Source organism: Pseudoduganella sp. R-34 (assembly GCF_049904655.1).
Classification (GTDB): domain Bacteria; phylum Pseudomonadota; class Gammaproteobacteria; order Burkholderiales; family Burkholderiaceae_D; genus Rugamonas.
In genome coordinates, this window is the sequence record NZ_CP184572.1 from 6333804 (window position 1) to 6357960 (window position 24157).

A 24157-nucleotide genomic window follows, 5' to 3' on the forward strand; every position below is an offset into this window, starting at 1 on the left:
CACCATGAACAGCCAGCAGTCGCATTTCCGCTTCCTGTGCAGCTTTGTCTTCATCTTCTTCTTTGCGCAGGCGATGGCTATCTCGCTTCTGGCCCTGTGGCTGCGCAGCAGCCTGCAATTGAGCGGCACCGAAGCGGGCATCGTCTTTTCCGCCAACTTCATCGCGGCCATGTGCTCGCAGCCGGTGTACGGCTTCGTCTCCGACCGGGTCGGCATGCGCAAGCACGTTCTGTGGCTGGTGGCCGGCCTGGTCACCCTTTGCGGCCTGTTCTTCAGCTTCGTGTACGCCCCGCTGCTGAAGGCAAATATCGTGGCCGGCGCGGTGCTGGGCGGTGCCTACCTGGGCGTAACCTTCATCGCAGGCAGCTATGCGCTGGAATCGTATGTGGACCGCATCGGCCGCCGCCACGGCTTCGAATACAGCCGCGTAAGGCTGTTCGGATCGCTGGGCTTTGCCAGCGCCGCCCTGGTGAGCGGCCGCCTGTTCAATGTCGACCCGGCCATCAACTTCTTCCTGGCCTCGGCCGCCGGCCTGCTGCTGCTTGGCCTGCTCCTGTTCTGGCGCACAGATGCCGCCGCCGGCGCAACGGACGCGCAGGCGCCGGCGCACAAGGTGCATCTGGCGGAAGCGCTGGCCCTGCTGCGCAACGGCCAGTTCTGGCGCTTCATGGTGTTCATCCTCGGTGTCACCAACCTGTACCTGGTATTCGACCAGCAGTTTCCCAGCTATTTCACCAGCCTGTTCGCCGACAAGGAAACCGGCGCCGCCATGTTCGGCTACCTCAATTCGCTGCAGATCTTCATCGAAGCCGGCGGCCTGTTCCTGTCGCCACTGCTGGTCAAGCGCATCGGCGCCAAGCGCGGCCTGCTGCTGGCCGGCGGCATCATGCTGGTGCGCATTGCCGGCTCCGGCCTTGCGGTCGGCCCGCTCAGCATCTCGGCGATGAAGCTGCTGCATTCAGTGGAGCTGCCGATCCTGGTGGTGTCGGTGTTCCGCTATATCGCCTGCCACTTCGACAACCGCCTGGCCTCCACCATCTACATGGTCGGCGTCAGCTTCGGCCATTCGCTCGGCCTGGCGATCCTGTCGCCGATCGCCGGCAAAGGCTACGACCTGCTCGGCTTCCCTGCCACCTACCTGTTGATGGCAGCTTTGGGCCTGGTGTTCCTGCTGCTGTCGGCATGGCTGCTGTCGCCCACTGCGCCGGAAATCGCCACACGCAACAAGCCCCAAGGAGTTACCGCATGACCCAAGCCCTGAACAGCGCGCGCCTGGAAGCGCTGGACGTCGAACGCCTGCCGCCGCACTGGGACGGCAGCATCGACAGCGTGCTGCTGCAGCGCGCCACCGCCCAGGCCCTGCTGTCCATCGACCGCAACCTGCGCCACTTCGGCGACAACTTTCCCGCACCATCGAGCAGCGGCCTGCAATACCCGGCAATCGGCAATATCGAATGGACCAACGGCTTCTGGACAGGCATGCTGTGGCTGGCCTATGAGCTGACCGGCGCACCGCATTACCGCGCCGGCGCCGAACGCCAGGTGCGCAGTTTTCATGCGCGCCAAGCCGGGCGCCAGCACACCAGCCACCACGACCTGGGCTTCCTGTACAGCCTTTCCTGCGTGGCCTCGCATCGCGTGACCGGCGACCCACTGGCAGCGGAAGCGGCGCTGGGTGCGGCACGCCTGCTGCTGGAACGCTACCTGCCGCACGCCGGCATCATCCAGGCCTGGGGCGAGCTGTGCGACCCGGCGCAGCAGGGCCGCATGATCATCGACTGCAACCTGAACCTGCCCTTGCTGTACTGGGCCAGCGAGCATAGCGGCGAGGCGGCGTTCCGCATCGCCGCCGACAGCCATATCGAGGCAGCGGCGCGCCATATCGTGCGGCCGGATGGTTCCACCTTCCACACCTTCTTCTTCGATCCCGCCAGCGGCCGTCCGCTGCAGGGCAATACCCATCAGGGCTTTGCCGACGATTCGTGCTGGGCGCGCGGGCAGGCCTGGGGCATCTCGGGCTTCCCGCTGGTGTACCGCTACAACGGCAATGCGCGCCTGCTGGACCTGGCCAAGGTGCTGGCCAACTACTTCCTGAACCGGTTGCCCGCAGACGGCATCTGCTACTGGGACCTGGTGTTCACTTCCGGCAGCGAAGAGCGCGACAGTTCTGCTGCGGCCATCGCTGCCTGCGGCCTGCTGGAGCTGGAGGCGAGCCTGGCGGCCGACGACCCGCTGCGCCCGGCCTACCGGCGCGCCGCCATCGGCATCGTGCAGGAACTGTCGGCCAGCTACCTGGTCCGGGATACGGCGCCGGGCAGCGGCCTGCTGCAGCATGCGGTGTACCACAAGCCGCAAGGCATCGGCGTGGACGAATGCTGCATCTGGGGCGATTACTTCTACCTGGAGGCGCTCACCAGGCTGCAGCGCAACTGGCGGCCTTACTGGTAAGGAGCCGGGCTGCCGGCCGAGGATTCGCGCGTAACGAGGGTGTACGGCAGCAGGCGATGCGGCACGTGGCGCGACTCGCCCGCGCGGCGGCTGCGCACCTGGTCGACCAGCAGGTCGACCGCCAGGCGCGCCATGTCGCCGATCGGCTGGTGGATGGTGGTCAGTTCCGGCCAGACGGTGGTGGCCACCGGCGTATCGTCGAAACCGCACACCGTCAGGTCTTCCGGCACCTGCAGGTGCATGCCGTGGGCCACGGCGATCACGGCGGCCGCCATGTCGTCGTTGCTGGCGAAGATGGCTGTCGGCCGCGGCTCCTGCGCCAGCAGGCTGCGTGCCGCAGTCAAGCCGGAGCGGTAGGTGAACAGGCCCTGCGCCACGCGCTGCGGCGGCACCGCCAGGCCGGCTTCCTCCATTGTGTCCATGAAGGCCTGGTAGCGCAGTTGGGCCGGGGTGTGCTCAGGGTCGCCCTTGATGAAGGCGATGTTCTTGTGGCCCAGCGACAGCAGGTAGCGCGTCATGGTGCGAGCGCCTTCGTAGTCGTCGATGCGCACCGCTGCCACGCCGGTCAGCGGGCGCGCAGTGGCTACTGCCACCGTCGGGATGCCGATTTCATCGAGCTGGCGCAGCGCCTCTTCGGCGTCGCACAGGGGCGGCGGCACCAGGATGCCGTCGGCGCCTTCGGCGATCAGCCTTTCGATAGCCTTGCGCTGGCTGGACAGGCCGTCGCAGCGTTCCAGCAGCAACTGGGCGCCATTCTGGCCGCACTGGTCCATCGCGCCGACCAGCAGGGCGCTCAGGAAGGCGGCGCTGGGATTGCTGTACAGCAGGCCAACGCGCAGCGTACCGATGCGGGCCGCGCGTGCCGCATGGTTCACCTGGTATTTGAGCGAGGCGATGGCGGCCAGCACCTTGTCGCGCGTGGCCTCGCTGACATGGGAATTGCCGTTGATGACGCGCGAAACCGTCATGGCCGACACCCCGGCCGCGCGTGCCACGTCATATACGGTGGCGCCGCCAGTGGCGCGCGCCTGTTTGCTTACATCGTCCATTTTGTCCATGCCTGCTTCAACCCGACTGATTATCGCATCGAACGGCGCACGATGTAGCTGCCGATATCGAAGCGCCTGGTGATATGGCGGTAATGGAAGGTGAAGCCAGGCCAGATCACCAGATTGCGACCGCGCGAATCGAGGTACCAGCTCTTGCAGCCCGTATGCCATACGGTGCCCTTGAGCTTTTGCTGCAGCCGGCGGTTGTAGGCGCCCTGCACCTCCGGCTTCACCTCGACCGAGTGCAGGCCATCGCGCAGCACGCGCCGCACGCCATCCGCGGCGTAGCGCACGCCGGATTCGATCATGTAGAGCATTGAATTGTGGCCCAGCAGGGTATTCGGCCCGGTGATCATGAAGAAGTTCGGAAACCCTGCCACAGTGGCGCCTTTGTAAGCGCCTGCGCCATCCTCCAGCGCCTGGCCGAAACTGCGGCCGCCGCGCCCGCGCAGTTCGATCGGGCCGTAGGCATGTTCGACGTCGAAACCGGTGGCGTAGATGATCACATCGACCGGGCGCTCCTCACCGCTGCCGGTGACGATGCTGTGCTCACGCACTTCGCGGATGCCGTCTTTCAGCACGGCGACGTTGGGCTGCGCCAGCGCGGGATAGTAATCGTTGGTCAGCAGCACGCGCTTGCAGCCCAGCGTGTACTCCGGCGCCAGCTTGGCGCGCAGCTGCGGATCGGCAACCTGCTGCTTCAGGTGGCGCATGGCCTGCCATTGCATGAGCTTGGCCAGCGCGGGCAGGAAAATGAATAGCACGACACGCGATTCGAACTGCACATAGTGCTTGGCGCGGAACAGCAGCTGCAGCGGGCGCACGCGATCGAGCAGCCATCGCTCGACGCGGGTGACGGCACGGTCGGGGCGCGGCAGCACCCAGTGTGCCGTACGCTGGAAGTGGTCCAGCTGCCGCACCAGCGGCTGTATCTCCGGCACGAACTGCACCGCGCTGGCGCCGCTGCCGATCACGGCCACGCGCTTGCCGCGCAAGTCGATGCTGTGGTCCCATTGCGCGGAATGGAAGGCCTGGCCGCGGAAACGCTCGATGCCTGGAAAGTGCGGCACGCTTGGGCGTCCCAGCAGGCCGATGGCGAAGATCACCGTGCGGGCGGTCATGTCGCCTTTGCTGGTGGCGATGCGCCAAGTGCCCGTGGCCTCATCGAACTGCGCCGAACGCAGCGCAGTGCCGAGGCGCAGGTGCCGCTCCAGGTCGAATTCGCGCACGACGCGCAAGGTGTATTCGAGCAGTTCGTCCTGGCGCGGGAACAGGCGGCTCCAGTGCGCGTTCTGCGCAAAGGAAAACGAGTACAGGTGGCTGGGAATATCGCAGGCTGCGCCGGGATAGGTGTTGACGCGCCAGGTGCCGCCGAACACTTCATCCTTTTCCAGCATGACGAAGTTGTCGATGCCTGCTTCCTTCAGCTTGATTGCGCTGCATATGCCGCCAAAGCCGCTGCCCACGATCACAACGTCATAGTCCATTGCCGCCCCCCTGGATGGTTTGGCAGACTATAATTTTGCATTAATAACAAGTCAATACGGAGGCGGGGATGTTCTTCTTTTACGCGTTAGGCGGCGCGGTGCTGGCGCTGGCGGCGGCGGACCGGCTGCTGCCAGGACCCGTGGCGCGGGCCTCGCTGGCACTGGAGCGCAAGCGTTCCGGTCTCACGCTGCGGCGTGCTTCCCTGCCCTACCTCGACAGCCGCGCCGGCACGGAAGTACTGCTGCTGGTGCACGGCTTTGCCGGCGACAAGGACAACTTCACCCGCATCGCGCGCTTCCTCGCTCCCCACTACCGCGTCATCATTCCCGACCTGCCGGGCTTCGGCGATGCGCGCCGCGATCCCGGCGCGAGGCACGACATGGCAACGCAAGTCGAGAATCTTCGCGCCTTCATGGCCGAACTGGGCGTGCAGCGCTTCCACATGGGCGGTAATTCGATGGGCGGCTTTATCGCCGCCGAATACGCGGCGCGCTACCCTGAGCAGGTGGCGAGCCTCTGGCTGCTGGCGCCCGCCGGTACGGAAGCTGCGTACGACAACCCCACTTTCCGAACTTATCTGGCCAGTGGCGCAATGCCGCTGCTGGTGTCCGGCCCGCGCGACTTCGACACGCTGATGGCGAGCTGCATGGCCAAACCGCCGTTCTTCCCCTACTCGCTGAAGCACATGCTGGCGCGACGTGCTGTGGCGGATTACGGGCTGCACTGCGCCATCATGCGCGAACTGGTCGACTCGCCGACGTTGCGCGGCACAATTGAAACGCCTGCTCTGATCGTGTGGGGCACCGAAGACCGCATCCTCAGCCCCGAAGGCGCCGCCGCAACAAAGGCACTAATGCCGAACGCCCGGCTGACCATGATGGAGGGCGTCGGTCACCTGCCGATGCTGGAAGCGACGCGCCGTGCGGCGTACGATTTCCTTGAATTCCAGCGTGAATTGGCAACTAGGCGGGACGACCAGTCAGCGCAAAAGCGCGGGTGCGCTTGAGGAACTCGTTGAACTGGGAGGCGTGCTCGGGGAAGAGTTCCTGGCCTTCGGTGAAGATGGCCTCGGCCTCGTCAAGGTGACCCAGTTTGAGCAAGCATTCCCCCTTGGCGAAGAAGGCTGCCATGCCTTCTGGATTGAGGTAGATCGATTCGTCCAGGTCGCGCAAGGCTTGCTGGTGCAGGCCCAATTCCATGAAGGCGAAGGCCCGCTTGCCCAGCGCGTCGGTGTAGGCGGGATACAGTTCGATTGCCTTGCCATATTCGTTGATGGCGTCGATGCGGCGGCCTTCGGCGGCGTGCATTCCGGCGCGTTCGAAATGCTCGGTGGCAGTGCGCATGATCGTGTCGACATCCTGCCCGGTCAGGCGGACATAGAGTTCGAAGTCCATATACTTCAGGCCTTGCAATTCGCGCGCTGTGGCGGGCTGGTTGCCGGCCAGCTCCCATCCTTCCGCCAGTGAAGCCGCGGCGCGCGGCGCATGCGCCATGCGCACGGCGGCTTGTGCCAGCGATGCCAGCGCAGGCTTGCCGATACTCGTTTCGTAAGTCAGGCAGTGGGCGGTGGCGCCGTCGACAGCGAACACCTTGAGCGAGCTCCAGCCCTGGCCATCCGGCAGCGGCTGGACGAGCACATCTCCCGCCTTCACGGCGAGCTGGGAGTGGGGATGGAAATTTCCCGCCGCCCTGGCGCGCGAGGCGCCAAGGGAAGCGAGGAAGGCAGTGATGGTTTTAAGCATGCACAGGAGTGTACATGCTTTTTTAACAGGTTTACTGCTTGGCGTAGGATGCCAGGCGGGCGTCGATGGAAGGCTGCAGGTCTGCCGGAGAGCTGATGTTCATGCCCAGGTCGTTCAGCAGGCCGTCCTTCAGGCCATACACAAAGCCGTGCACGGTCAGTTCCTGGCCGCGGTCCCAGGCGTCCTGCACGATGGTTGTGGAGCAGACGTTCGCCACCTGTTCCACCACGTTCAGTTCGCACAGGCGCTCGCTCTGCTTGTTGACATCGTTCAGCGCGGTGCCCAGGTAGCGTTCGTGCTTAGTGGCGACGTCTTGCACATGGCGCAGCCAGTTGTCGACCAGGCCCACGCGGCCGCCGGTCAGGGCGGTGTGCACGCCCTTGCAGCCGTAGTGGCCCACGATGATCACGTGCTTGACCTTCAGCACTTCGATCGAGAACTGCAGCACCGACAGGGAATTCAGGTCCGAGTGCACCACCACGTTGGCGATATTACGGTGTACGAACACTTTGCCTGGGGGCAGGCCAAGCAGTTCGTTTGCCGGTACGCGCGAATCGGAGCAACCGATCCACAGGTATTCCGGTCCCACCATCGACAGGTCGCGGAAGTAGTCCGGGTCCTTGGCCAATTTGGCCTCGGCCCATTTGCGGTTGTTTTCCAGCAGGTGCTTCAGTACGTCGTCGCTCATGTCTCTCACTCGAAGAAGTCTTTGACCTTGTCCATGAAGGACTTGGTCTGTGGGCTATGCTTCGCACCACCCTCGGTGGTGGAACGCTCGAATTCGCGCAGCAGTTCCTTCTGCTTGTCGGTCAGCTTGACCGGGGTCTCAACGGCGACATGGCAGAACAGGTCGCCCGGATAACCGGAGCGCACGCCCTTGATGCCCTTGCCCTTGAGGCGGAAGGTCTTGCCGGACTGGGTGCCGTCCGGAATGGTGAACGATACTTTACCATCGAGCGTCGGCACTTCGATTTCGCCGCCCAGCGCCGCCTTGGCGAAGCTGATCGGCATTTCGCAATGCAGGTCGTCGCCTTCGCGCTGGAACACCGGGTGCGGCTTGATGTGGATTTCCACATACAGGTCGCCCGGCGGCCCGCCGTTGGTGCCCGGCTCGCCGTTGCCGGTGGAGCGGATGCGCATGCCGTTGTCGATACCGACCGGGATCTTCACTTCCAGCGTCTTGTTGCGCTTGATGCGGCCCGCGCCGGAGCACGATGGGCATGGTTCAGGAATGATCTTGCCGGTGCCGTGGCACTTCGGGCAGGTCTGCTGGATGCTGAAGAAGCCCTGCTGCATGCGCACCTGGCCGTGGCCGCCGCAAGTGGAGCAGGTGACCGGCTGGGTGCCCGGCTTGGCGCCGGAACCGTGGCAGGTGTCGCACTTGTCCCAGCTCGGCACGCGGATGGTGGTGTCGAAACCGTGGGCGGCCTGCTCCAGGGTGATTTCCAGGTTGTAGCGCAGGTCGGCGCCGCGGTAAACCTGCGGGCCGGACTGGCGGCTGCGGCCACCGCCGAAAATATCGCCAAAGATGTCGCCGAAGGCGTCGCCAAAGCCGCCGAAGCCGCCGCCGCCCGCACCCATGTTCGGGTCAACGCCGGCGTGACCGTAACGGTCATACGCTTCGCGCTTTTCAGGGTTGGTCAGCATCTCGTAGGCCTCTTTGACCTCCTTGAACTTCTCTTCGGCCTCTTTGTTATCCGGATTGCGGTCCGGATGGTATTTCATCGCGAGTTTGCGATAGGCCTTCTTGATTTCGTCTTCGGACGAGTTCTTAGCGACCCCGAGGATCTCGTAAAAATCACGCTTTGCCATGGTGTACCAATTTATGCGAAAAAGCCGAGCGAGCCCCTGTTGGATGCTCGGCTCGGCAGGTCATAGAGTTGACCGGATTTGAAGCTTACTTGCTGTCTTTGACTTCCTTGAAGTCAGCGTCGACCACGTCGTCCTGGGCTGGCTTGGATTCAGCCTGTGCACCGGCACCAGCTTCGGCACCGGCTGCGCCTTGCTGCGCCTGCATGTCAGCGTACATCTTCTCGCCCAGCTTCTGCGAAGCTTCGGACAGCGCTGCCACCTTGGCGTCGATCGCTGCCTTGTCGCCATCCTTGATGGAGGCTTCCAGGGCGGTGATTGCAGCTTCGATCTTCTCTTTCTCGCCGGCTTCCAGCTTGTCGCCGTACTCGGTCAGGGACTTCTTGGTCGAGTGCACCAGCGCGTCGGCCTGGTTGCGGGACTCGGCCAGTTCCTTCAGCTTCTTGTCTTCTTCCGCGTTCAGCTCGGCGTCCTTCACCATCTTCTGGATTTCCTCTTCGGACAGGCCGGAGTTCGCCTTGATGGTGATCTTGTTTTCCTTGCCGGTGGCCTTGTCTTTCGCGCCCACGTGCAGGATGCCGTTGGCGTCGATGTCGAAGGTCACTTCAATCTGCGGGGTGCCGCGTGCTGCCGGCGGGATGCCTTCCAGGTTGAATTCGCCCAGGCCCTTGTTGCCCGCTGCGATTTCACGCTCGCCCTGGTACACCTTGATGGTCACGGCCGGCTGGTTGTCGTCGGCGGTCGAGAACACTTGCGAGAACTTGGTAGGAATCGTGGTGTTCTTGTGGATCATCTTGGTCATCACGCCGCCCAGGGTTTCGATACCCAGGGACAGCGGGGTCACGTCCAGCAGCAGCAGGTCCTTGCGGTCGCCCGACAGGACTGCACCCTGGATCGCGGCGCCAACAGCCACTGCTTCGTCAGGGTTCACGTCCTTGCGTGGGTCCTTGCCGAAGAACTCTTTCACTTTTTCCTGCACCTTAGGCATACGGGTCATGCCGCCGACCAGGATGATGTCGTCGATGTCGGACACTTTCACGCCGGCGTCCTTGATCGCGGTGCGGCAAGGCTCGATGGTGGCGGTGATCAGTTCCTCCACCAGGGACTCCAGCTTGGCGCGGGTCATCTTCAGGTTCAGGTGGACTGGAGCGCCGTTCGCCATGGCGATGTAAGGCTCGTTGATTTCGGTCTGCTGCGAGGAAGACAGTTCGATCTTCGCGCGCTCGGCCGATGCCTTGATACGCTGCAGGGCGATTGGATCCTTTTTCAGGTCCAGGCCGTTGATCTTCTTGAATTCTTCGATGATGTAGTCGATCACGCGCTGGTCGAAGTCTTCGCCGCCCAGGAAGGTGTCGCCGTTGGTCGACAGCACTTCGAACTGCTTCTCGCCGTCCACGTCGGCGATTTCGATGATCGAGATGTCGAAGGTACCGCCACCCAGGTCATACACGGCGATCTTGCGGTCGCCCTTGTCGGTCTTGTCCAGGCCGAAAGCCAGTGCGGCTGCGGTAGGTTCGTTGATGATACGCTTGACGTCCAGGCCGGCGATACGGCCGGCGTCCTTGGTTGCCTGGCGCTGCGAGTCGTTGAAGTAGGCAGGCACGGTGATGACCGCTTCGGTCACTTCTTCGCCCAGGTAGTCTTCAGCGGTCTTCTTCATCTTGCGCAGCACTTCTGCGGAAATCTGAGGAGGAGCCAGTTTCTTGTCGCGCACGCCGATCCAGGCGTCGCCGTTGTCGGCCTTGGTGATTTCGTAAGGCATCAGGGAGATGTCCTTCTGGACTTCCTTCTCCTGGAACTTACGGCCGATCAGGCGCTTCACCGCGAACAGGGTGTTTTTTGGGTTGGTGACGGCCTGGCGCTTGGCAGGTGCGCCAACCAGGATTTCGCCGTCGTCTTGGTAGGCGATGATCGAAGGGGTGGTACGCGCGCCTTCTGCATTCTCGATGACCTTCGGCGAGCCATTTTCCATGATGGCGACGCAGGAATTGGTGGTGCCCAGGTCAATACCGATGATTTTGCCCATGATTTGTTCTTCCTTGTGTACTAAGTTTGATTACTTCTTATATGTGGAATTTGTGTTTCTTTTCAAGTGCTTACTTTGGCTGGGCAGCCGTCACGATGGCGGGGCGCAGCAAACGGTCCGCAATCATGTAACCCTTTTGCAGCACGGCGACAACGGTGTTCGCTTCCTGCTCGGCAGGCACCATGGCGACGGCCTGGTGCTTGTTCGGGTCCAGCTTGTCGCCAGCTGCAGGCATCACTTCGATCAGGCGGTTGCGCTCAAAGGCGGAATTCAGCTGCTTCAGGGTCATTTCGACGCCTTCTTTCAGCGATTCCAGGGTCGGATTTTCGACCTTGAGCGCCATTTCCAGGCTGTCTTTCACCGGCACCATGGCTTCGGCGAAGCTTTCAACAGCAAATTTGTGGGCCTTGGCAACGTCTTCCTGGGCGCGGCGGCGAATGTTTTCGCCTTCGGCCTTGGCACGCATGAAGGCATCATGCATTTCGGCCAGTTTCGCCTCGGTCGCGGACAGCTGCGCTTCCAGGTCGGACATCGCAGGGGCTTCAACTGGAGTCGTTTGCTCTTCTGCCTGTTCCACTTCCGGGTTCTGGCTTGGCTGGTTTTCCTGGTCTTGCATCTAAAAGACTCCTACAAAATCGTGTTTATCTGACATCTAATGCTTGTTGCACGTGCAAAAAATGGGGCTTGCCCCTATCTTTTCAAGGGGTATTCTGCGCCCCAGTGCAAAGGCCCGGCGCACGCCGGTGGGACTGTTGTTGTAACAGTAGAGTTACAAATTTTACAAAGCTCGCAGATACGTAAACCGAGGGTTTTGACTAAGATGAATCTATGCGGTGCCTGGACACTGCGTCCCCTCGGAGCGCATCATGAAGTTGCCATTCATTACAGCGTCGATCATCGCGTGGAGCTTCCTTGCTACAGCGGTGATCGTCTTCAGCGAACTCTTCCCCTAACCAGTTATTTTAGCAGGTTAGCACTCACCACCCGCAAGTGCTAACAACTGGCTAGCGGCGCAGCTTGCGCATGGACGACATGGTCGGCCAGCCGATCATGTGTTGCTCGGCAACCTCAGTCAGGGCAGCGATCCATGCGGGGTGGCTGTTCAGGCAAGGGATATAGTTGAACTCCTTGCCGCCATTGGACAGGAAGTCGTGGCGCACTTCCATTGCAATTTCTTCCAGGGTTTCCAGGCAGTCGCTGGTAAAGCCTGGACAAATTACATCCAGCTTGCGCACCCCGTCTTTTGCCAATTGCGCCACAGTCGGCGCGGTGTAAGGCTGCAGCCATTCGGCCTTGCCGAAGCGGGACTGGAAGGTGACCAGGTACTGGTTTTCGTTCAGGCGCAGCTTGTCGGCCAGCAGGCGGGCGGTTTCCATGCATTCGCGCTGGTAGGTGTCGCCCAGGTCGACGGTGCGTTTTGGCACGCCGTGGAAGCTCATGATGAGCTTTTCGCCGCGGCCATTGGTTTCCCAATGCGCCAGCACGGTCTTTTTCAGCGCATCGATATAGCCGTCGTGGTCGTGGTAGTCGCGCACGAACCGTAGCTCGGGAATATTGCGCACCTTCTTATAGTGGTCGAACACGGCGTCGCTGACCGAGGCAGTGGTGGTGCCGGAGTATTGCGGGTAGGCCGGCAGGATCAGGATGCGGTCGTGGCCGTCGGCTTTCAGCTTGCCCAGCACCTCAGGCAGGGATGGCGAGCCGTAGCGCATGGCCATCGCCACTGTCACGTCATTGTGGCCGCGCTCGCCGAGCAGGCCGCGCAGCAGCTTGGCTTGTGCTTGCGTGTGGTATTTCAGCGGCGAGCCGTCGCTGGTCCAGATCGAGGCATATTTTTCGGCTGACTGCCTGGAGCGGAAAGGCAGGATGATGCCGTTCAGGATGAACCACCAGACCGCCTTCGGGATTTCAACGACACGCGGGTCGGAAAGGAATTCCTTCAGATAGCGGCGCACCGCGCCAGGTGTCGGTTCGTCGGGAGTACCGAGGTTGACCAGTACCACGGCGGTCCTGGACACGGTGCCTTGTGCGAGTTGGGGTTCTTTGGCGAACGGCATCTTGGGTACTTTTTGTTATTCGTGGGCGCGCCATTATAAACCCGGTAACTCTGGGCCCATGAATAAGCAAGCTGTCTACAGCAGTCTGAAACTTTCCCCCAAGCGTCTAAAGGAGTCTACAAGTCAATGACTTATTCCTGAGGCGCCATCCAGACCAGGTTCCACAAATGGCCATCGAGATCCTCGAAGCCCTGGTCGTACATGAAGCCATGGTCCTCGGGCGGATGTGGTATGCGAGCACCTGCGGCAAGGGCTTTGGCAATCAGGCTGTCGACTTCTTCCCGGCTCTCGCAATTCAGGCAAATCACCACCTCGTTGGCTTCTTTGGCATGCACAACGGGTTTGTTGATGAGCGACTTGAAGAACGCTTCTGTCGTCAGCATGACATCAATCGCGCCCTCGACGATGGTAATAAAGGCCGCGTTCTCGTTGCTGAATTGTGGCTTGAGACTGAAACCGAGGGCGGAAAAGAAGGCCCTGGATTTGTCCAGGTCCTTGACTGGCAAGTTAAAGATGACCGATTTGTTCATAGCGCCTCCAAGAAAATTTGGATGAGGTAAAAGGTGATACCTCTCTACGACGAATGACGGCAAGTGAATTCGACAAGGGTGATTCAGAGTCCCGCATGGATTGTCAGCAGTCCGAGCCCGGATGTCGCCGCACGCTTGACGCGATCTACGAATAAGGGGTACAGGTCATACTCAACCGTGCTACAGCCTTCCCAATGCATCATTTCCGTCCACAGGCACTCCACCTCAATCGGTGAAAGGTAGCCAGCAAATGAAAGGTCGTCGTACCCTGGCCAAATCGGCGATTCGGACGGAAACCAAGTCCCAGGAATGACTCGCTGAAAAAGGAACAGCGACTCAAAAAGTTCCTGGAGTTGCGCGGACGTGCCTTTACTGCGGCGCGAGTATTCGTAGTGCTTCGTCTCCGCATTCCAGTTAACTTCGAAGGCTGCTTCGAGGAATCTGTACTGGTTCTTCGTTCCCGCGACCTGAATTTTCACGGAGCCGCCGTCTGTGCTCGCGAAATAACTTCCTGCATACGGATCGTCACCAATTAAATTAACTGACGCAGACTGTTTGATCGCAACTTCAAGCAGATATGAGATGGAATCCGGAGCTTGGCAATACCCCCGACAATCGGCAGTCTCGTGGAACTTGGCGCGACAGTACGGCGGATGCAGGGGTATGTCGAACAGGCGTAAGTACTTGGCGGGCGCAAAGTAATGATCTTCAAGCAAATCCCCATACATATCGCCGGCAGGCACGTAACGCGCGTAAAACTCAGCCGGCGTCGCTGCATTGGATAGAAGGGACAACCAGTTGGGAATTACCTCCTCCCACAGCAGTTTCCAATTCACGGGTACTACGCAGCTGTAGGAGGACATGTCGTATTTACGAAGCCAACAACTCGCGGGCGTGCTTGCGCGTGGTAGCGGTGATTTCGAGGCCGCCCAGCATGCGCGCCACTTCCTCGATGCGCGCCTTCTGGTCGAGCACTTCGATGCGCGAGGCTGTGCGGCCATTGTCCGACGTTCCCTTGGCGACCTGGAAGTGCTGATTGCCTTGGCTCGCGACTTGCGGCAAGTGCGTCACGCACAGGACTTGGCGCTCCTGGCCGAGGCGCTTGAGCAAGCGGCCCACGACTTCGGCCACGCCGCCGCCGATGCCGCTATCGACTTCATCGAAGATCAAGGTCGGTACCGTCGTCGCGTGCGAGGTGATCACGGAGATCGCCAGCGAGATGCGCGCCAGCTCGCCACCCGATGCCACCTTGGCTAGCGGACGCGGCGCCACGCCGGCATGACCGGCGACCAGGAACTCCACCTGTTCAACACCGTACGCCGTCGGCTCGCATGGGCGCAGTGCAATCTCGAAGCGGCCACCGGACATGCTCAGTTCCTGCATGCCTTGCGTAACGGCTGCGCCCAGCGCCTGCGCGGCTGCCGCGCGCGTTGCCGACAACTCTGCGGCTAACGCGAGATAGGACGCTTTCAGCTTTTCTTCCTGCTTGCGCAAGCCTTCCAGGTCGGCCGCATCGGCCAGTTGCGCCAGCTTTTCCGACAAGCGTTCGTGTTCGTCCGGCAAGTCATCGGCCTGCACGCGGAACTTGCGCGAGGCCGAATGCAGCGCTTCCATGCGCGCGTCGACCTGGCGCAGACGCTCCGGGTCGAGTTCCACGCGGTCCATGTAGTTGCTCAAGGCGTAGACCGACTCTTGCAACTGGATGCGCGCGGACTCCAGCATTTCCACCACGGGCTGCAACTCCGCATCAACCGATACCAGCTTGCCGAGACGCGTGCCGATGGCCGTGACTTGCGACAGCACCGGGTTCTCGTCCGATTCGGACAGCACGCCAAGCGCTTCCTGCGCGCCTTCCAGCAAACTGGCCGCGTGCGACAGGCGCGAATGCTCATTGCCGATTTCCGTCCACTCGCCCTTCTTCGGTGCCAGCTTGTCCAGCTCCGTCACCTGCCATTCCAGGCGTTCACGCTCGAACTGCAGGTTGGCCGCATTGGCCTCGTATTCTTCCAGCTGTTTCGACAAAGCGCGACAGGCACGGTAAGCCGCCGTGACGTCGCGCACATTGGCGCCGCACTGGTTATCCAGCAGCTCGCGCTGCGAATCGGTTTTCAACAGCGACTGGTGGGCGTGTTGGCCGTGGATGTCCACCAGCATGTCGCCCAATTCGCGCAGCTGGCCCGCCGTCGCGGCCACGCCGTTGATGAAGGCTTTCGAGCGGCCGGCATTGTCGATCACGCGGCGCAGCAACGCCCCGCCCTCTTCCACCGCAAACTCGTTCGCTGCCAGCCAGGCCTGCGCCTGCTCGGTCAGTGCGAAATCGGCGGTGATGTCGGCCTTGGCCGCGCCCTCGCGCACCATGCTGCCATCGCCCCGGCCACCCAGCGCCAGCGTCAGTGCATCAATCAGGATGGATTTACCGGCACCGGTTTCGCCGGTGAAGACTGTGAAGCCAGGGGAAAATTCCAGTTCAATCGAATCGACAATAACGAAATCGCGGATGGACAGGGTTCGAAGCATCAGATTTTGCCGTCAGTAGATGGGTATTCGTTCCAGTGCAGCTTTTCGCGCAGGGTGTTGTAGTAGCTCCAGCCTTCCGGATGCAGGAAGGTGATGGTGTGCGGCGACAGGCGGATGTGGATCTGGTCGCCGTTGGCCAGGCTGGCGAAGGTCTGCATGTCGAAGTTCACGGTGATGTCCTTGCCGCGCTTGATCTCGATCACGATCTCACTGGAATCGGGCAGCACGATCGGGCGGTTGGACAGCGCGTGCGGTGCGATCGGCACCATCACGATGCCGCCCAGTGTCGGATGCAGCAGGGGGCCGCCCGCCGACAGCGCATAGGCGGTGGAGCCGGTCGGCGTGGAGATGATCAGGCCGTCCGAGCGCTGGTTGTACATGAACTGGTTGTCGACGTCGACGCTCAGCTCCACCATGCCCGCGCCGGCACCGCGCGACACCACCACGTCGTTGACGGCGGTGCCGAAGAAGATCGCCTTCCCTTCGCGCATGACACGGCCGTCGAGCAAGGTGCGGCGCTCGGCCTTGTGGGTGCCGCCGAGGATGCGGCCCAGCACCGGCAGCATGTCTTCCTGGCGGATGTCGGTCATGAAGCCGAGGCGGCCCTGGTTGATGCCGATCAGCGGGGTGTCGTAGGAGGCGAGCTGGCGTGCGATGCCCAGCATGGTGCCGTCGCCGCCCATCACCACCACGGCATCGGCGCGCTCGCCAATGCCCTGCACGCTCATCGAGGGGATGTCCGAAATGGCGAGGTGCTCTGCCGTGTCCGACTCCAGCACCACGCTGTAACCGCCCTGCTTCAGGAAGTCCAGCACATCGCGCACCGGCTCTTCGATGCCGGTGGTATTGGGGCGGACAACCAGGGCAATCGTGTTGTACATCGGATGCGTAACGGACATATCAATCTCGGTCAAAATATGGGGGTGGCAACACGCAGCAGAGTAACCCATAATGCTTGCTCATGCCATGCATTGCGACGCTGGCCGATACGCTAATAAATACTGTATGTTTGCACAGTATATAACAAGGGAGACTGGAATGGCAAAAGCATTGGGCATCGGCGGGATTTTCTTCAAATCCAAAGACCCGCAAGCGCTGATGGCCTGGTACCAGGCCTGCCTTGGCTTGCCGGATGAGGCCAAGGAGTATGCCTCCTTCGCGCCGGCCACCATGCCAGCAAATGGCGCTACCGTATTCAGCCCTTTCAAGAGCACCACTTCCTACTTCGCCCCGTCCAAGCGCGAGTTCATGATCAATTTCATCGTGGATGACCTGGATGGCGCGCTGAAACAGGTGGCCGATGGTGGCGGCACGCTGGTGGGCGATGTCCAGTCTTTCGACTACGGCCGCTTTGGCTGGTTCATCGATCCGGACGGGAATAAGGTCGAATTGTGGCAGCCCACTGCTGCGGAGTGAGGAACTGACCGCGCCAGGCGCAAACTTTCGTGACTTCGATGCTGGCCGCGGCCCGCGTGCTGATCCACCTCAAATGCAGGCCAGCAGCGCCTTTCCAGGCGGCAAGGTTGAGGTAAAATTCAAGCTATTGCGAGATTTGCTCCTTTTTTGCCGCGCCATGGATTCCGTATCAGAAGCTCAATTTGAACTTGACCAAATGCGCCTCCAGGCCAAGCGGCAGTTGCTTGGGACGGTGGTATTGGGTGTCATGGCGGGCCTGCTGGCGTTTGTCGGCCAGAGTGCGCTGGGCCAGGCCCGGCCGCTGCTGGAAGGTTCTTTCGGATCTTGGCAATCGTTCTACACTTTCGTGCTATGGGCACTGGCGATTGCCTGGGTGGTGGCGCTGGCCCAGCAAGCCATCCACTTCCAGAACATCAGCGAACGCTTCGAATCGCAGCGCCGCCTCGACACGGTCTACGCCGAGCGCGCCGCCAAGGCGCAGGCCGCCGAAGAAGACCGCCAGCGCCAGCGTGCCGAGACGGAAGCCCGCCAGGCCGCCGAACGCACGCGCCGCCAGAACAAAAACGCCCGCAGCACCAAATTCGATTTCTGGCAGGAATAACGAGACGTGACCGACAACCTATACGCGTCGCCCCGTTCGGACTTGAGCGCTGGAGATCAGCACAAGCGTCCTATCCCTGTGTACCTGATCGCGGCCTTGTGCACGTTCCAGGTTGCTGCCTTGATTTACCTGGTATCCAGCGGCTGGCGACAAATCGATTTGGCCATTTCAGCCGGGGCCTTGTCCCCGGTTGCGTTCCTGGCGAAATTCCTCTTCCCATTGTTCCATTTCATCTCTGGCATGCTGCTCTTCTTCATGAGGAAAGCCGGCGCCTATGCGTTCGGGGCTTACCTCGCATGGAGTGCCATCAGGCTGTTCACCGATGCGCACACCCTAACGACGCTGGCGGATTTCACGCTAACCGTCGTGATTACTGTCTATAGCGCCTGGCTGTATCGCCGTGGGTCGCTCAAATAAAGAAACAAAGCCCGCCATTGTCATGTTGCCCGGCATGGACGGAACGGGCGAGCTTTTCGCGCCATTCATCGCAGCACTCGGCGGGGAATTCGAAATGCGCGTGGTGCGGTATCCGGGCGATCATTGCGGCGGGTACGAAGAGCTGGAGGCATTCGCCCGGGCGGCGATTCCACTAGACCGACCGTATGTTCTTCTGGGCGAGTCGTTTTCGGGGCCGATTGCAATCTCCATTGCGGCATCGGCGCCGGGCCGGTTGCAAGGATTGGCGTTGTGCTGCACTTTTGCGCGCAACCCGAGGCCACGGTTGGGAGTGTTGAAGGCGCTACTCAACGTTATCCCGCTGAAAGCGCTGCCGGCAAGGTGGCTGGCAGGTGCGCAGATGCGGGCGCCGCTCAAAGCGGCATTGGAACTTGTGAGCTCCGCTGCGCTTCGGGCGCGCATGCGCGCGGTGCTGGCGGTCGATGTCAGCGACCGGCTGGCGGCCTGTGATGCACCTATCCTTTATTTGCGCGCGACGCGCGACCGGCTGGTGCCGCGAACTGCGGCGGAACTGGTCGCAAAAATAAAGCCGTCAACCAAGGTGGTCGAACTCGACGCGCCGCACTTTCTGCTGCAAACGGAGCCCGCGCAGGCCGCGCGCGAAATCGCGGCCTTCGTCCGGCTTAATGTGCAGAGATAATCCCCAGCGCCATCACGCCCAGAACGGCAATCGCCAGCGATATGCCGTGCAAGACGCCAAGCAGTGCCCAGCGCCAGAACGTGCCCCACTTGCCCTTTTGATAGACGCGCTGCATGGCCCACGGCAGGTAGCCAGCTACCCAGCAGAACGCTATAAACTTCAGGAAGCCATCGGGCAGGAAGATGAACACGCCGAGCATCACGAAGGCAAACGCATTGGTGTGCAGCGCGAACAGCATGTGCTCACCGTACTTCTTGCCGGTGCCGAGATAGAGCACCTTCATCCATAGCGCAAAAATTGGCATCAGCAGGAAGATCGCATACGGCGCGTATTTGTAGAACCCAGCCTGCATCACCGCGCTCTTCTGGTGGTCGTCCATCTTCTCGAAGCGGTCGACGGCGTGGTAGATGGCAGGGTACTTTTGCTGCAGCGCCAGTTCCAGCTTGTCGTTCACGATCGGCGGATGATCTTCCTGGTTCGCCTTTACTTCGGCAATCGCGCGTTCGGCCTGCTGCTTGACGGCCGGCGGCGTCGGACGCGGATCGACTGTCGCCACATCGGCATCGCTGAATTTCAGGATGGCGAAAAAGATGATGCTGAGCGAGAGATACAGCCGCAGCGGTTCGACGTAACGCTTGCGGCGTCCCGCCAGGTATTCCGCGGTCAGCAAGCCGGGACGGAACAGCAGGCGCGTGATGGTGCCCCACAGGCGGCCCTCCAGGGCAACGTAGTGGCCAATGAACTCGTGCATGAATTCACTGAAGCTCGGTGCATGCAGGTGGGTCTCCTGCCCGCACATATGGCAGAAATTCCCGGAAGTGGTGGCGCCGCAGTTGCGGCAAGTATTGTCGGTGGCGATATCCATATTGCAATGCTACCGGCGGAATTGCTTCTGTTCAAGCTGGCGACCACCGCCGCTGGCCTTCGCTACCATGAATCGAGGAGGACGACACCATGGAACCGAACAGCAAGGACCGCAAGGTCAATACGCAGGCGCCCGTGGACCGCAGCGGCGGCAAGCGCCTGCCACACGAGCGCGACGAGTCGCCGCAAGGCGAAACCCAGCAGAAGACCCGCAGCGTGATCCGCCAGGCGGCCGAGGACATCGAGCAGGGCCTGGTCGACACCGACCTGCACGGCAAGCCGGGTCTGCAAAAGCCGCAGGCCGGCAACGAATCGAAAGCCCATCCCCTGCCCGGCACCAAGCGCGATTGAGGCCCACCATGCGAACCGCCATCCTTTCCCTCGCCGCCTGCATCGCCGCCGGCGCCGCCCTGGCGCAAACTTACCCCGCCGGCTGGGGTCCCAACCCAAGCCTGCCGGAGCCAAACAAGAAGCTGATCCCAACCATCAATGTCGCGCCAGTCGAGCGCTGGAAGGATGACGACAAGCCGGTGGCCGCCTCGGGCTTCAGCGTCAGCGCCTATGCACGCGAGCTCGAACATCCGCGCTGGTTGTACGTGCTGCCCAACGGCGACGTGCTGGTCGCCGAGACGGCCGCCCCGCCCAAGCCGGAAGACAGCAAGGGCATCAAGGGTGCGATCATGAAGCACGAGATGAAGAAGGCCGGCTCGGTCACGCCATCGGCCAACCGCATTACCCTGCTGCGCGATATCGACGAACGCGGCATGGCCAAGACGCGCGCCACCTTCATCAAGGACCTCAACTCGCCCTTCGGCATGGTACTGGTCGATAAGGACCTGTACGTCGCCAACACCGATGCAGTGGTGCGCTTCCCCTACGCCGAGGGTGCGACCTCGATCAGCGCCGCCGGCATCAAGGTGCTCGACCTGCCGGCCGGCCCGCTAAACCACCACTGGACCAAGAACATCACTGCCAGCCCCGACGGCCGCTTCCTGTACGTCACCGTCGGGTCGAACAGCAACGTCGCCGAGAACGGCATGGACAAGGAAGAAGGCCGCGCCGCCATCTGGGAATATGAGCGCGCCACGGGCAAATCGCGCCTGTTCGCAACCGGGCTGCGCAACGCCAACGGCATGGCATGGGAGCCCAGGACCAAGGCGCTGTGGACCGTGGTAAACGAGCGCGATGAACTGGGCGAGGACCTGGTGCCGGACTACCTGACGTCGGTGAAGGACGGCGCGTTCTATGGCTGGCCCTACAGCTATTACGGCCAGCGCGTCGACACGCGCGTCAAGGAGCCGCGCCCGGACCTGGTGGCGAAAGCAATCATGCCGGACTACGCGCTTGGCGGGCACACGGCCTCCCTCGGCCTCGCTTTCTACGATGCGAAACTGTTCCCCGCCAGCTGGCAGGGCGGCGCCTTCATCGGCCAGCACGGCTCCTGGAACCGCAGGCAATTCAGCGGCTACAAGGTGGCTTTCGTGCCGTTCGCGGAGGGGCGCCCTTCCGGGCCGCCGGTGGACTTCCTGTCCGGCTTCCTGACGCGCGATGGCAAGGCCAAGGGCCGCCCGGTAGGCGTGGCGGTGGACAAGGCGGGCGCCTTGCTGGTGGCGGACGACGTGGGCAACGTGGTGTGGCGTGTGACGCCGGCGGCGCGCTGATACAATAAACCCATGCGTATCCTACACACGATGCTGCGGGTTGGTGACCTGCAGCGATCCATCGACTTCTACACCAAGGTGCTGGGCATGAAACTCTTGCGCACCAGCGACAATCCCGAATACAAGTACACGCTGGCCTTCCTCGGCTACGGGCATAACCCGGAGCATGCGGAACTGGAGCTCACGTACAACTACGGCGTCGAAAAATACGATATGGGCAATGCCTACGGCCATATCGCGATCTCCGCAACCGACATCGTGTCGGCCTGCGAGGCCGTGCGCGCCAACGGCGGCAACGTCACGCGCGAGCCGGGCCCGGTCAAGGGCGGCACGACGGTGATCGCCTTCGTCACCGACCCGGATGGCTACAAGATTGAACTGATCGAGCGCAGCTTCGACGGCCAGGGCGCCGGCCTGCGCTGAAGGGAACCGGCCGCGGCGCCTTGACTGGCGCCGCAACCGTTCGAGGGCTTAGTGCTGCAGCAGGGCGTTGATCGGCTCCAGGTCTTCTTCCTTGAGCGAGCCGGCCGCCGACTTCAGGCGCAGGCCATTCATGATGGTGTCGTAGCGCGCCTTCGACAGGTCCTTCTGCGTGGTGTACAGCTGGCGCTGCGCATTCAGCACGTCGATATTGATGCGCACGCCCACCTGGTAACCCAGCTTGTTCGATTCCAGCGCGGACTTGGACGACACTTCCGCCGCCTCCAGCGCCTTGACCTGGGCCAGGCCGCTGTTCACGCCGAGGAAGGCCTGGCGCGCGGTCTGCGCAGCCTGGCGGCGCGATGCCTCCAGGTCGTTGCGGGCCTTGTCTTCCAGCGCGATCGATTCGCGCACCTTGCTGGTCACGGCGAAGCCGTTGAAGATCGGGATGTTCCAGGTCACGCCGATGGCATTGTTCTTGGTAATGCCGCCGGTAATAGGCCCGGTCGCGGTGGAACGCGACGAGTTGGCGATCAGGTCCAGCGTCGGCATGTGGCCTGCGCGTTGCTTGCTGATTTCACGTTTGGCGATTTCCACATTCAGCTTGGCGCCGGTGACGCCGTAGTTCTGCTCTTCAGCCGCCGACACCCATGGTTCCAGCGTTGCCGGCTGCGGGCTGGCGATGGTCACGCCGGTGCGCAGCGGCGCCAGCACGCCAGGCGCCTGGCCGATGATCTGTTGCAGCGCGGTGCGCTTCACTTCCAGGTCGTTCTGGGCGGCGAATTCCTGCGCCACGACCAGGTCGTAAGCCGCTTGCGCTTCATGCGTGTCGGTGATGGTCTGGGTACCGACTTCGAAATTGCGCTTGGCCGATGCCAGCTGCTCGGTGGTGGCAGCTTTCTGCGCTTGGGTCGCGGTCAGGTTGTCCTGCGCGGTCAGCACGTCGAAGTAAGCTTGCGCCACGCGCAGGATCACGTCTTGCTGCGACTGGGCGAACACGGCTTCCGAAGCAGCGGCAGACAGCTTGCCCTGCTGGTAGGTTTCCCAGTTAGCCCAGCGGAACAGCGGCTGGGTCAGTTGCACCTGCACCTGGCCGCTGTAGTTGTCGGTGTCGACAAAGCCCAGCTTGTTTTTCGAAGATTCGCTGTTGTTCTTCATGTGGGTGCCGCTGGCGGCAACCGTGGGCAGCAATTGCGAACGCCCCTGCACTTCGCGCTCCTGGCCGGCCAACAGCGCTGCGCGGGCGCTGGCGTAAGTGGCGTCGTTGGACAGCGCCTGTTTGTACACCTGGACCAGGTCGGCCGCTTGTGCATTCAGCGAGAACAGGGCGCTGGATACCAGCACGGCGAGGAGGGGTTTCTGCATTTGCATCTCCGTTGGAGTCGTCAAAAAGGATTAGTTTTCGTGCCTAGTACTGCGGCATTGAGCTGTCCACCTGCACAGCCCAGGCGTGGATCCCGCCTGTCAGATTGCTTACCTTGCTGAAACCGTGATGCTCGAGGAAGGCTGCCACATTGAGGCTGCGCGCCCCGTGGTGGCAGATGCAGACAATCTCTGCATCCTCGTCGAGATCGTCGATGCGGGCCGGGATGGTCTGCATCGGCAACAGGGTCGAGCCTGCGATATGGCAGGTCTCGAACTCCCAGTTCTCGCGCACGTCCAGCAGGAAAGGCTGGGCGCGGCTCTCGTCATTGAGCCAGCCTGCCAGTTCCGGTGCGGTCAAGTGCTGCATTGGCGTTCCTTAGAAAGTGAACGCCGAAGGTTTCACCGCCAGGTCGAGCGGCTTGACATCGGTCTCAAACAGTTTGACGGTGTCGTAGCCGTGGTCGCCGGTGCGGGTGATGCGGTGCGCGGACATCACTGGCGAATCGCCGATGATGGCCACGATGCGGCCGCCTACCTTCACTTGCTGCAGCACTGCTTCCGGCAGTACCGGCAGCGAGCCGGAGAACACGATCACGTCGAACGGCGCGCCGTTGGCCCAGCCCTGGGCGCCATTGCCCAGTTCCACGGTCACGTTGGCGATGCCGTTCGCCGCCAGGTTCTTTTCCGCCAGCGCCTTCATTTCAGGGGCGATCTCGACGGCGGTAACGTGGCGTGCACGGTGCGCCAGCAGCGCGGCCAGGTAGCCGGTGCCCGCGCCGACCAGCAGCACGTTTTCATGTTTCTTGATTTGCGCGTCTTGCACGATGCGCGCTTCCAGCTTCGGGGTCAGCATCTGCTCGCCACCCGGCAGCGGAATGAAAGTGTCGACAAAAGCCAGGTTCTTGTAGGCTTCTGGCACGAAATTCTCGCGTTTTACGACCAGCAAGAGATCGAGGATGTCCGTATCCAGCACGTCCCAAGGACGGATTTGCTGTTCGATCATATTGAAACGGGCTTGTTCGATATTCATCTTTGTTGACTCGGTGAGGGATAAATAATCCGTCATTT

26 protein-coding genes are annotated in these 24157 nt (G+C 62.0%); 10 read left to right on the top strand and 16 right to left on the bottom strand.

Going from position 1 to position 24157, the window contains the following annotated elements; translation table 11 throughout:
- Nucleotides 1-4: 4 nt before the first annotated feature.
- On the top strand, nt 5-1249 hold the full coding sequence (locus ACN9MW_RS29160; RefSeq protein ID WP_426165508.1) for an oligosaccharide MFS transporter: 1245 nt from the start codon (nt 5-7) through the stop codon (nt 1247-1249).
- Nucleotides 1246-2448: a glycoside hydrolase family 88 protein gene (locus ACN9MW_RS29165; RefSeq protein WP_426165510.1), complete on the top strand. Its 1203-nt coding sequence runs from the start codon at nt 1246-1248 to the stop codon at nt 2446-2448. The genes ACN9MW_RS29160 and ACN9MW_RS29165 overlap by 4 nt, the downstream gene beginning before the upstream one ends.
- Here ACN9MW_RS29165 and ACN9MW_RS29170 read toward each other — a convergent pair.
- Nucleotides 2439-3506, bottom strand: coding sequence for a LacI family DNA-binding transcriptional regulator (locus ACN9MW_RS29170; protein WP_426165512.1), 1068 nt, complete (start codon nt 3504-3506; stop codon nt 2439-2441). The genes ACN9MW_RS29165 and ACN9MW_RS29170 overlap by 10 nt on opposite strands.
- 20 nt (nt 3507-3526) lie before the next feature.
- Nucleotides 3527-4984: a flavin-containing monooxygenase gene (locus ACN9MW_RS29175; RefSeq protein ID WP_426165514.1), complete on the bottom strand. Its 1458-nt coding sequence runs from the start codon at nt 4982-4984 to the stop codon at nt 3527-3529.
- 68 nt (nt 4985-5052) lie between these two features.
- On the opposite strand from ACN9MW_RS29175, the gene ACN9MW_RS29180 reads away from it, so the two are divergent.
- Nucleotides 5053-5991, top strand: coding sequence for an alpha/beta fold hydrolase (locus tag ACN9MW_RS29180; RefSeq protein ID WP_426165516.1), 939 nt, complete (start codon nt 5053-5055; stop codon nt 5989-5991).
- Here ACN9MW_RS29180 and ACN9MW_RS29185 read toward each other — a convergent pair.
- From ACN9MW_RS29185 to ACN9MW_RS29230, 10 genes are all read right to left on the bottom strand, one after another.
- Complete coding sequence (locus ACN9MW_RS29185) at nt 5948-6727, bottom strand: tetratricopeptide repeat protein (RefSeq protein WP_426165518.1); 780 nt, start codon at nt 6725-6727, stop codon at nt 5948-5950. The genes ACN9MW_RS29180 and ACN9MW_RS29185 overlap by 44 nt on opposite strands.
- Nucleotides 6728-6758: 31 nt before the next feature.
- Nucleotides 6759-7415 carry a carbonic anhydrase gene (locus ACN9MW_RS29190; RefSeq protein ID WP_426165520.1) on the bottom strand — a complete coding sequence of 219 codons (657 nt, stop codon included), beginning with the start codon at nt 7413-7415 and terminating at the stop codon, nt 6759-6761.
- Between the two features lie 5 nt (nt 7416-7420).
- Entirely contained in the window at nt 7421-8539 is a 1119-nt protein-coding gene (dnaJ, locus tag ACN9MW_RS29195) for a molecular chaperone DnaJ (protein ID WP_426165522.1), read from the bottom strand.
- 85 nt (nt 8540-8624) lie between these two features.
- Nucleotides 8625-10562, bottom strand: a complete 1938-nt coding sequence (gene dnaK / locus ACN9MW_RS29200; protein ID WP_426165524.1) for a molecular chaperone DnaK — start codon at nt 10560-10562, stop codon at nt 8625-8627.
- A 70-nt stretch (nt 10563-10632) separates the two neighbouring features.
- Nucleotides 10633-11178, bottom strand: coding sequence for a nucleotide exchange factor GrpE (gene grpE, locus ACN9MW_RS29205; protein ID WP_426165526.1), 546 nt, complete (start codon nt 11176-11178; stop codon nt 10633-10635).
- Between the two features lie 388 nt (nt 11179-11566).
- Nucleotides 11567-12619, bottom strand: coding sequence for a ferrochelatase (gene hemH / locus ACN9MW_RS29210; protein WP_426165528.1), 1053 nt, complete (start codon nt 12617-12619; stop codon nt 11567-11569).
- 131 nt (nt 12620-12750) lie between these two features.
- Nucleotides 12751-13149, bottom strand: coding sequence for a VOC family protein (locus tag ACN9MW_RS29215; protein WP_426165530.1), 399 nt, complete (start codon nt 13147-13149; stop codon nt 12751-12753).
- An 83-nt stretch (nt 13150-13232) separates the two neighbouring features.
- Nucleotides 13233-13985 (bottom strand): hypothetical protein, encoded by a 753-nt coding sequence (locus ACN9MW_RS29220; RefSeq protein ID WP_426165532.1) that lies wholly within the window; start codon nt 13983-13985, stop codon nt 13233-13235.
- Between the two features lie 34 nt (nt 13986-14019).
- Nucleotides 14020-15666 (bottom strand): DNA repair protein RecN, encoded by a 1647-nt coding sequence (recN, locus tag ACN9MW_RS29225; protein WP_426165534.1) that lies wholly within the window; start codon nt 15664-15666, stop codon nt 14020-14022.
- Nucleotides 15666-16565 carry an NAD kinase gene (locus ACN9MW_RS29230; RefSeq protein WP_426165536.1) on the bottom strand — a complete coding sequence of 300 codons (900 nt, stop codon included), beginning with the start codon at nt 16563-16565 and terminating at the stop codon, nt 15666-15668. Before ACN9MW_RS29230 ends, recN begins: the two co-directional genes overlap by 1 nt.
- Nucleotides 16566-16704: 139 nt before the next feature.
- Between ACN9MW_RS29230 and ACN9MW_RS29235 the strand changes: the two genes are divergently transcribed.
- From ACN9MW_RS29235 to ACN9MW_RS29250, 4 genes are all read left to right on the top strand, one after another.
- Nucleotides 16705-17082 carry a VOC family protein gene (locus ACN9MW_RS29235; protein ID WP_426165538.1) on the top strand — a complete coding sequence of 126 codons (378 nt, stop codon included), beginning with the start codon at nt 16705-16707 and terminating at the stop codon, nt 17080-17082.
- A gap of 196 nt (nt 17083-17278) precedes the next feature.
- On the top strand, nt 17279-17683 hold the full coding sequence (locus ACN9MW_RS29240; RefSeq protein WP_426165540.1) for a hypothetical protein: 405 nt from the start codon (nt 17279-17281) through the stop codon (nt 17681-17683).
- A gap of 6 nt (nt 17684-17689) precedes the next feature.
- The gene (locus tag ACN9MW_RS29245; protein ID WP_426165542.1) at nt 17690-18100 is read left to right on the top strand and encodes a hypothetical protein; all 411 of its coding nucleotides are present in this window, start codon (nt 17690-17692) and stop codon (nt 18098-18100) included.
- A 34-nt stretch (nt 18101-18134) separates the two neighbouring features.
- On the top strand, nt 18135-18779 hold the full coding sequence (locus ACN9MW_RS29250) for an alpha/beta fold hydrolase (protein WP_426165544.1): 645 nt from the start codon (nt 18135-18137) through the stop codon (nt 18777-18779).
- On the opposite strand, the gene ACN9MW_RS29255 is transcribed toward ACN9MW_RS29250, so the two are convergent.
- Nucleotides 18763-19644, bottom strand: a complete 882-nt coding sequence (locus tag ACN9MW_RS29255) for a DUF3667 domain-containing protein (RefSeq protein WP_426165546.1) — start codon at nt 19642-19644, stop codon at nt 18763-18765. The genes ACN9MW_RS29250 and ACN9MW_RS29255 overlap by 17 nt on opposite strands.
- 89 nt (nt 19645-19733) lie before the next feature.
- On the opposite strand from ACN9MW_RS29255, the gene ACN9MW_RS29260 reads away from it, so the two are divergent.
- From ACN9MW_RS29260 to gloA, 3 genes are read left to right on the top strand one after another with little or no spacing between them, the layout of a single operon-like run.
- Nucleotides 19734-19994 carry a hypothetical protein gene (locus tag ACN9MW_RS29260; protein WP_426165548.1) on the top strand — a complete coding sequence of 87 codons (261 nt, stop codon included), beginning with the start codon at nt 19734-19736 and terminating at the stop codon, nt 19992-19994.
- A gap of 8 nt (nt 19995-20002) precedes the next feature.
- The gene (locus ACN9MW_RS29265; RefSeq protein ID WP_426165550.1) at nt 20003-21304 is read left to right on the top strand and encodes a PQQ-dependent sugar dehydrogenase; all 1302 of its coding nucleotides are present in this window, start codon (nt 20003-20005) and stop codon (nt 21302-21304) included.
- Between the two features lie 12 nt (nt 21305-21316).
- Complete coding sequence (gene gloA, locus ACN9MW_RS29270) at nt 21317-21727, top strand: lactoylglutathione lyase (RefSeq protein WP_082565302.1); 411 nt, start codon at nt 21317-21319, stop codon at nt 21725-21727.
- A gap of 48 nt (nt 21728-21775) precedes the next feature.
- On the opposite strand, the gene ACN9MW_RS29275 is transcribed toward gloA, so the two are convergent.
- From ACN9MW_RS29275 to ACN9MW_RS29285, 3 genes are read right to left on the bottom strand one after another with little or no spacing between them, the layout of a single operon-like run.
- Nucleotides 21776-23089, bottom strand: a complete 1314-nt coding sequence (locus ACN9MW_RS29275) for a TolC family outer membrane protein (RefSeq protein ID WP_426165552.1) — start codon at nt 23087-23089, stop codon at nt 21776-21778.
- A gap of 43 nt (nt 23090-23132) precedes the next feature.
- Nucleotides 23133-23456, bottom strand: a complete 324-nt coding sequence (locus ACN9MW_RS29280) for a rhodanese-like domain-containing protein (RefSeq protein WP_426165554.1) — start codon at nt 23454-23456, stop codon at nt 23133-23135.
- A 9-nt stretch (nt 23457-23465) separates the two neighbouring features.
- On the bottom strand, nt 23466-24119 hold the full coding sequence (locus tag ACN9MW_RS29285; RefSeq protein WP_426165556.1) for a protein-L-isoaspartate O-methyltransferase family protein: 654 nt from the start codon (nt 24117-24119) through the stop codon (nt 23466-23468).
- Nucleotides 24120-24157: the final 38 nt, after the last annotated feature.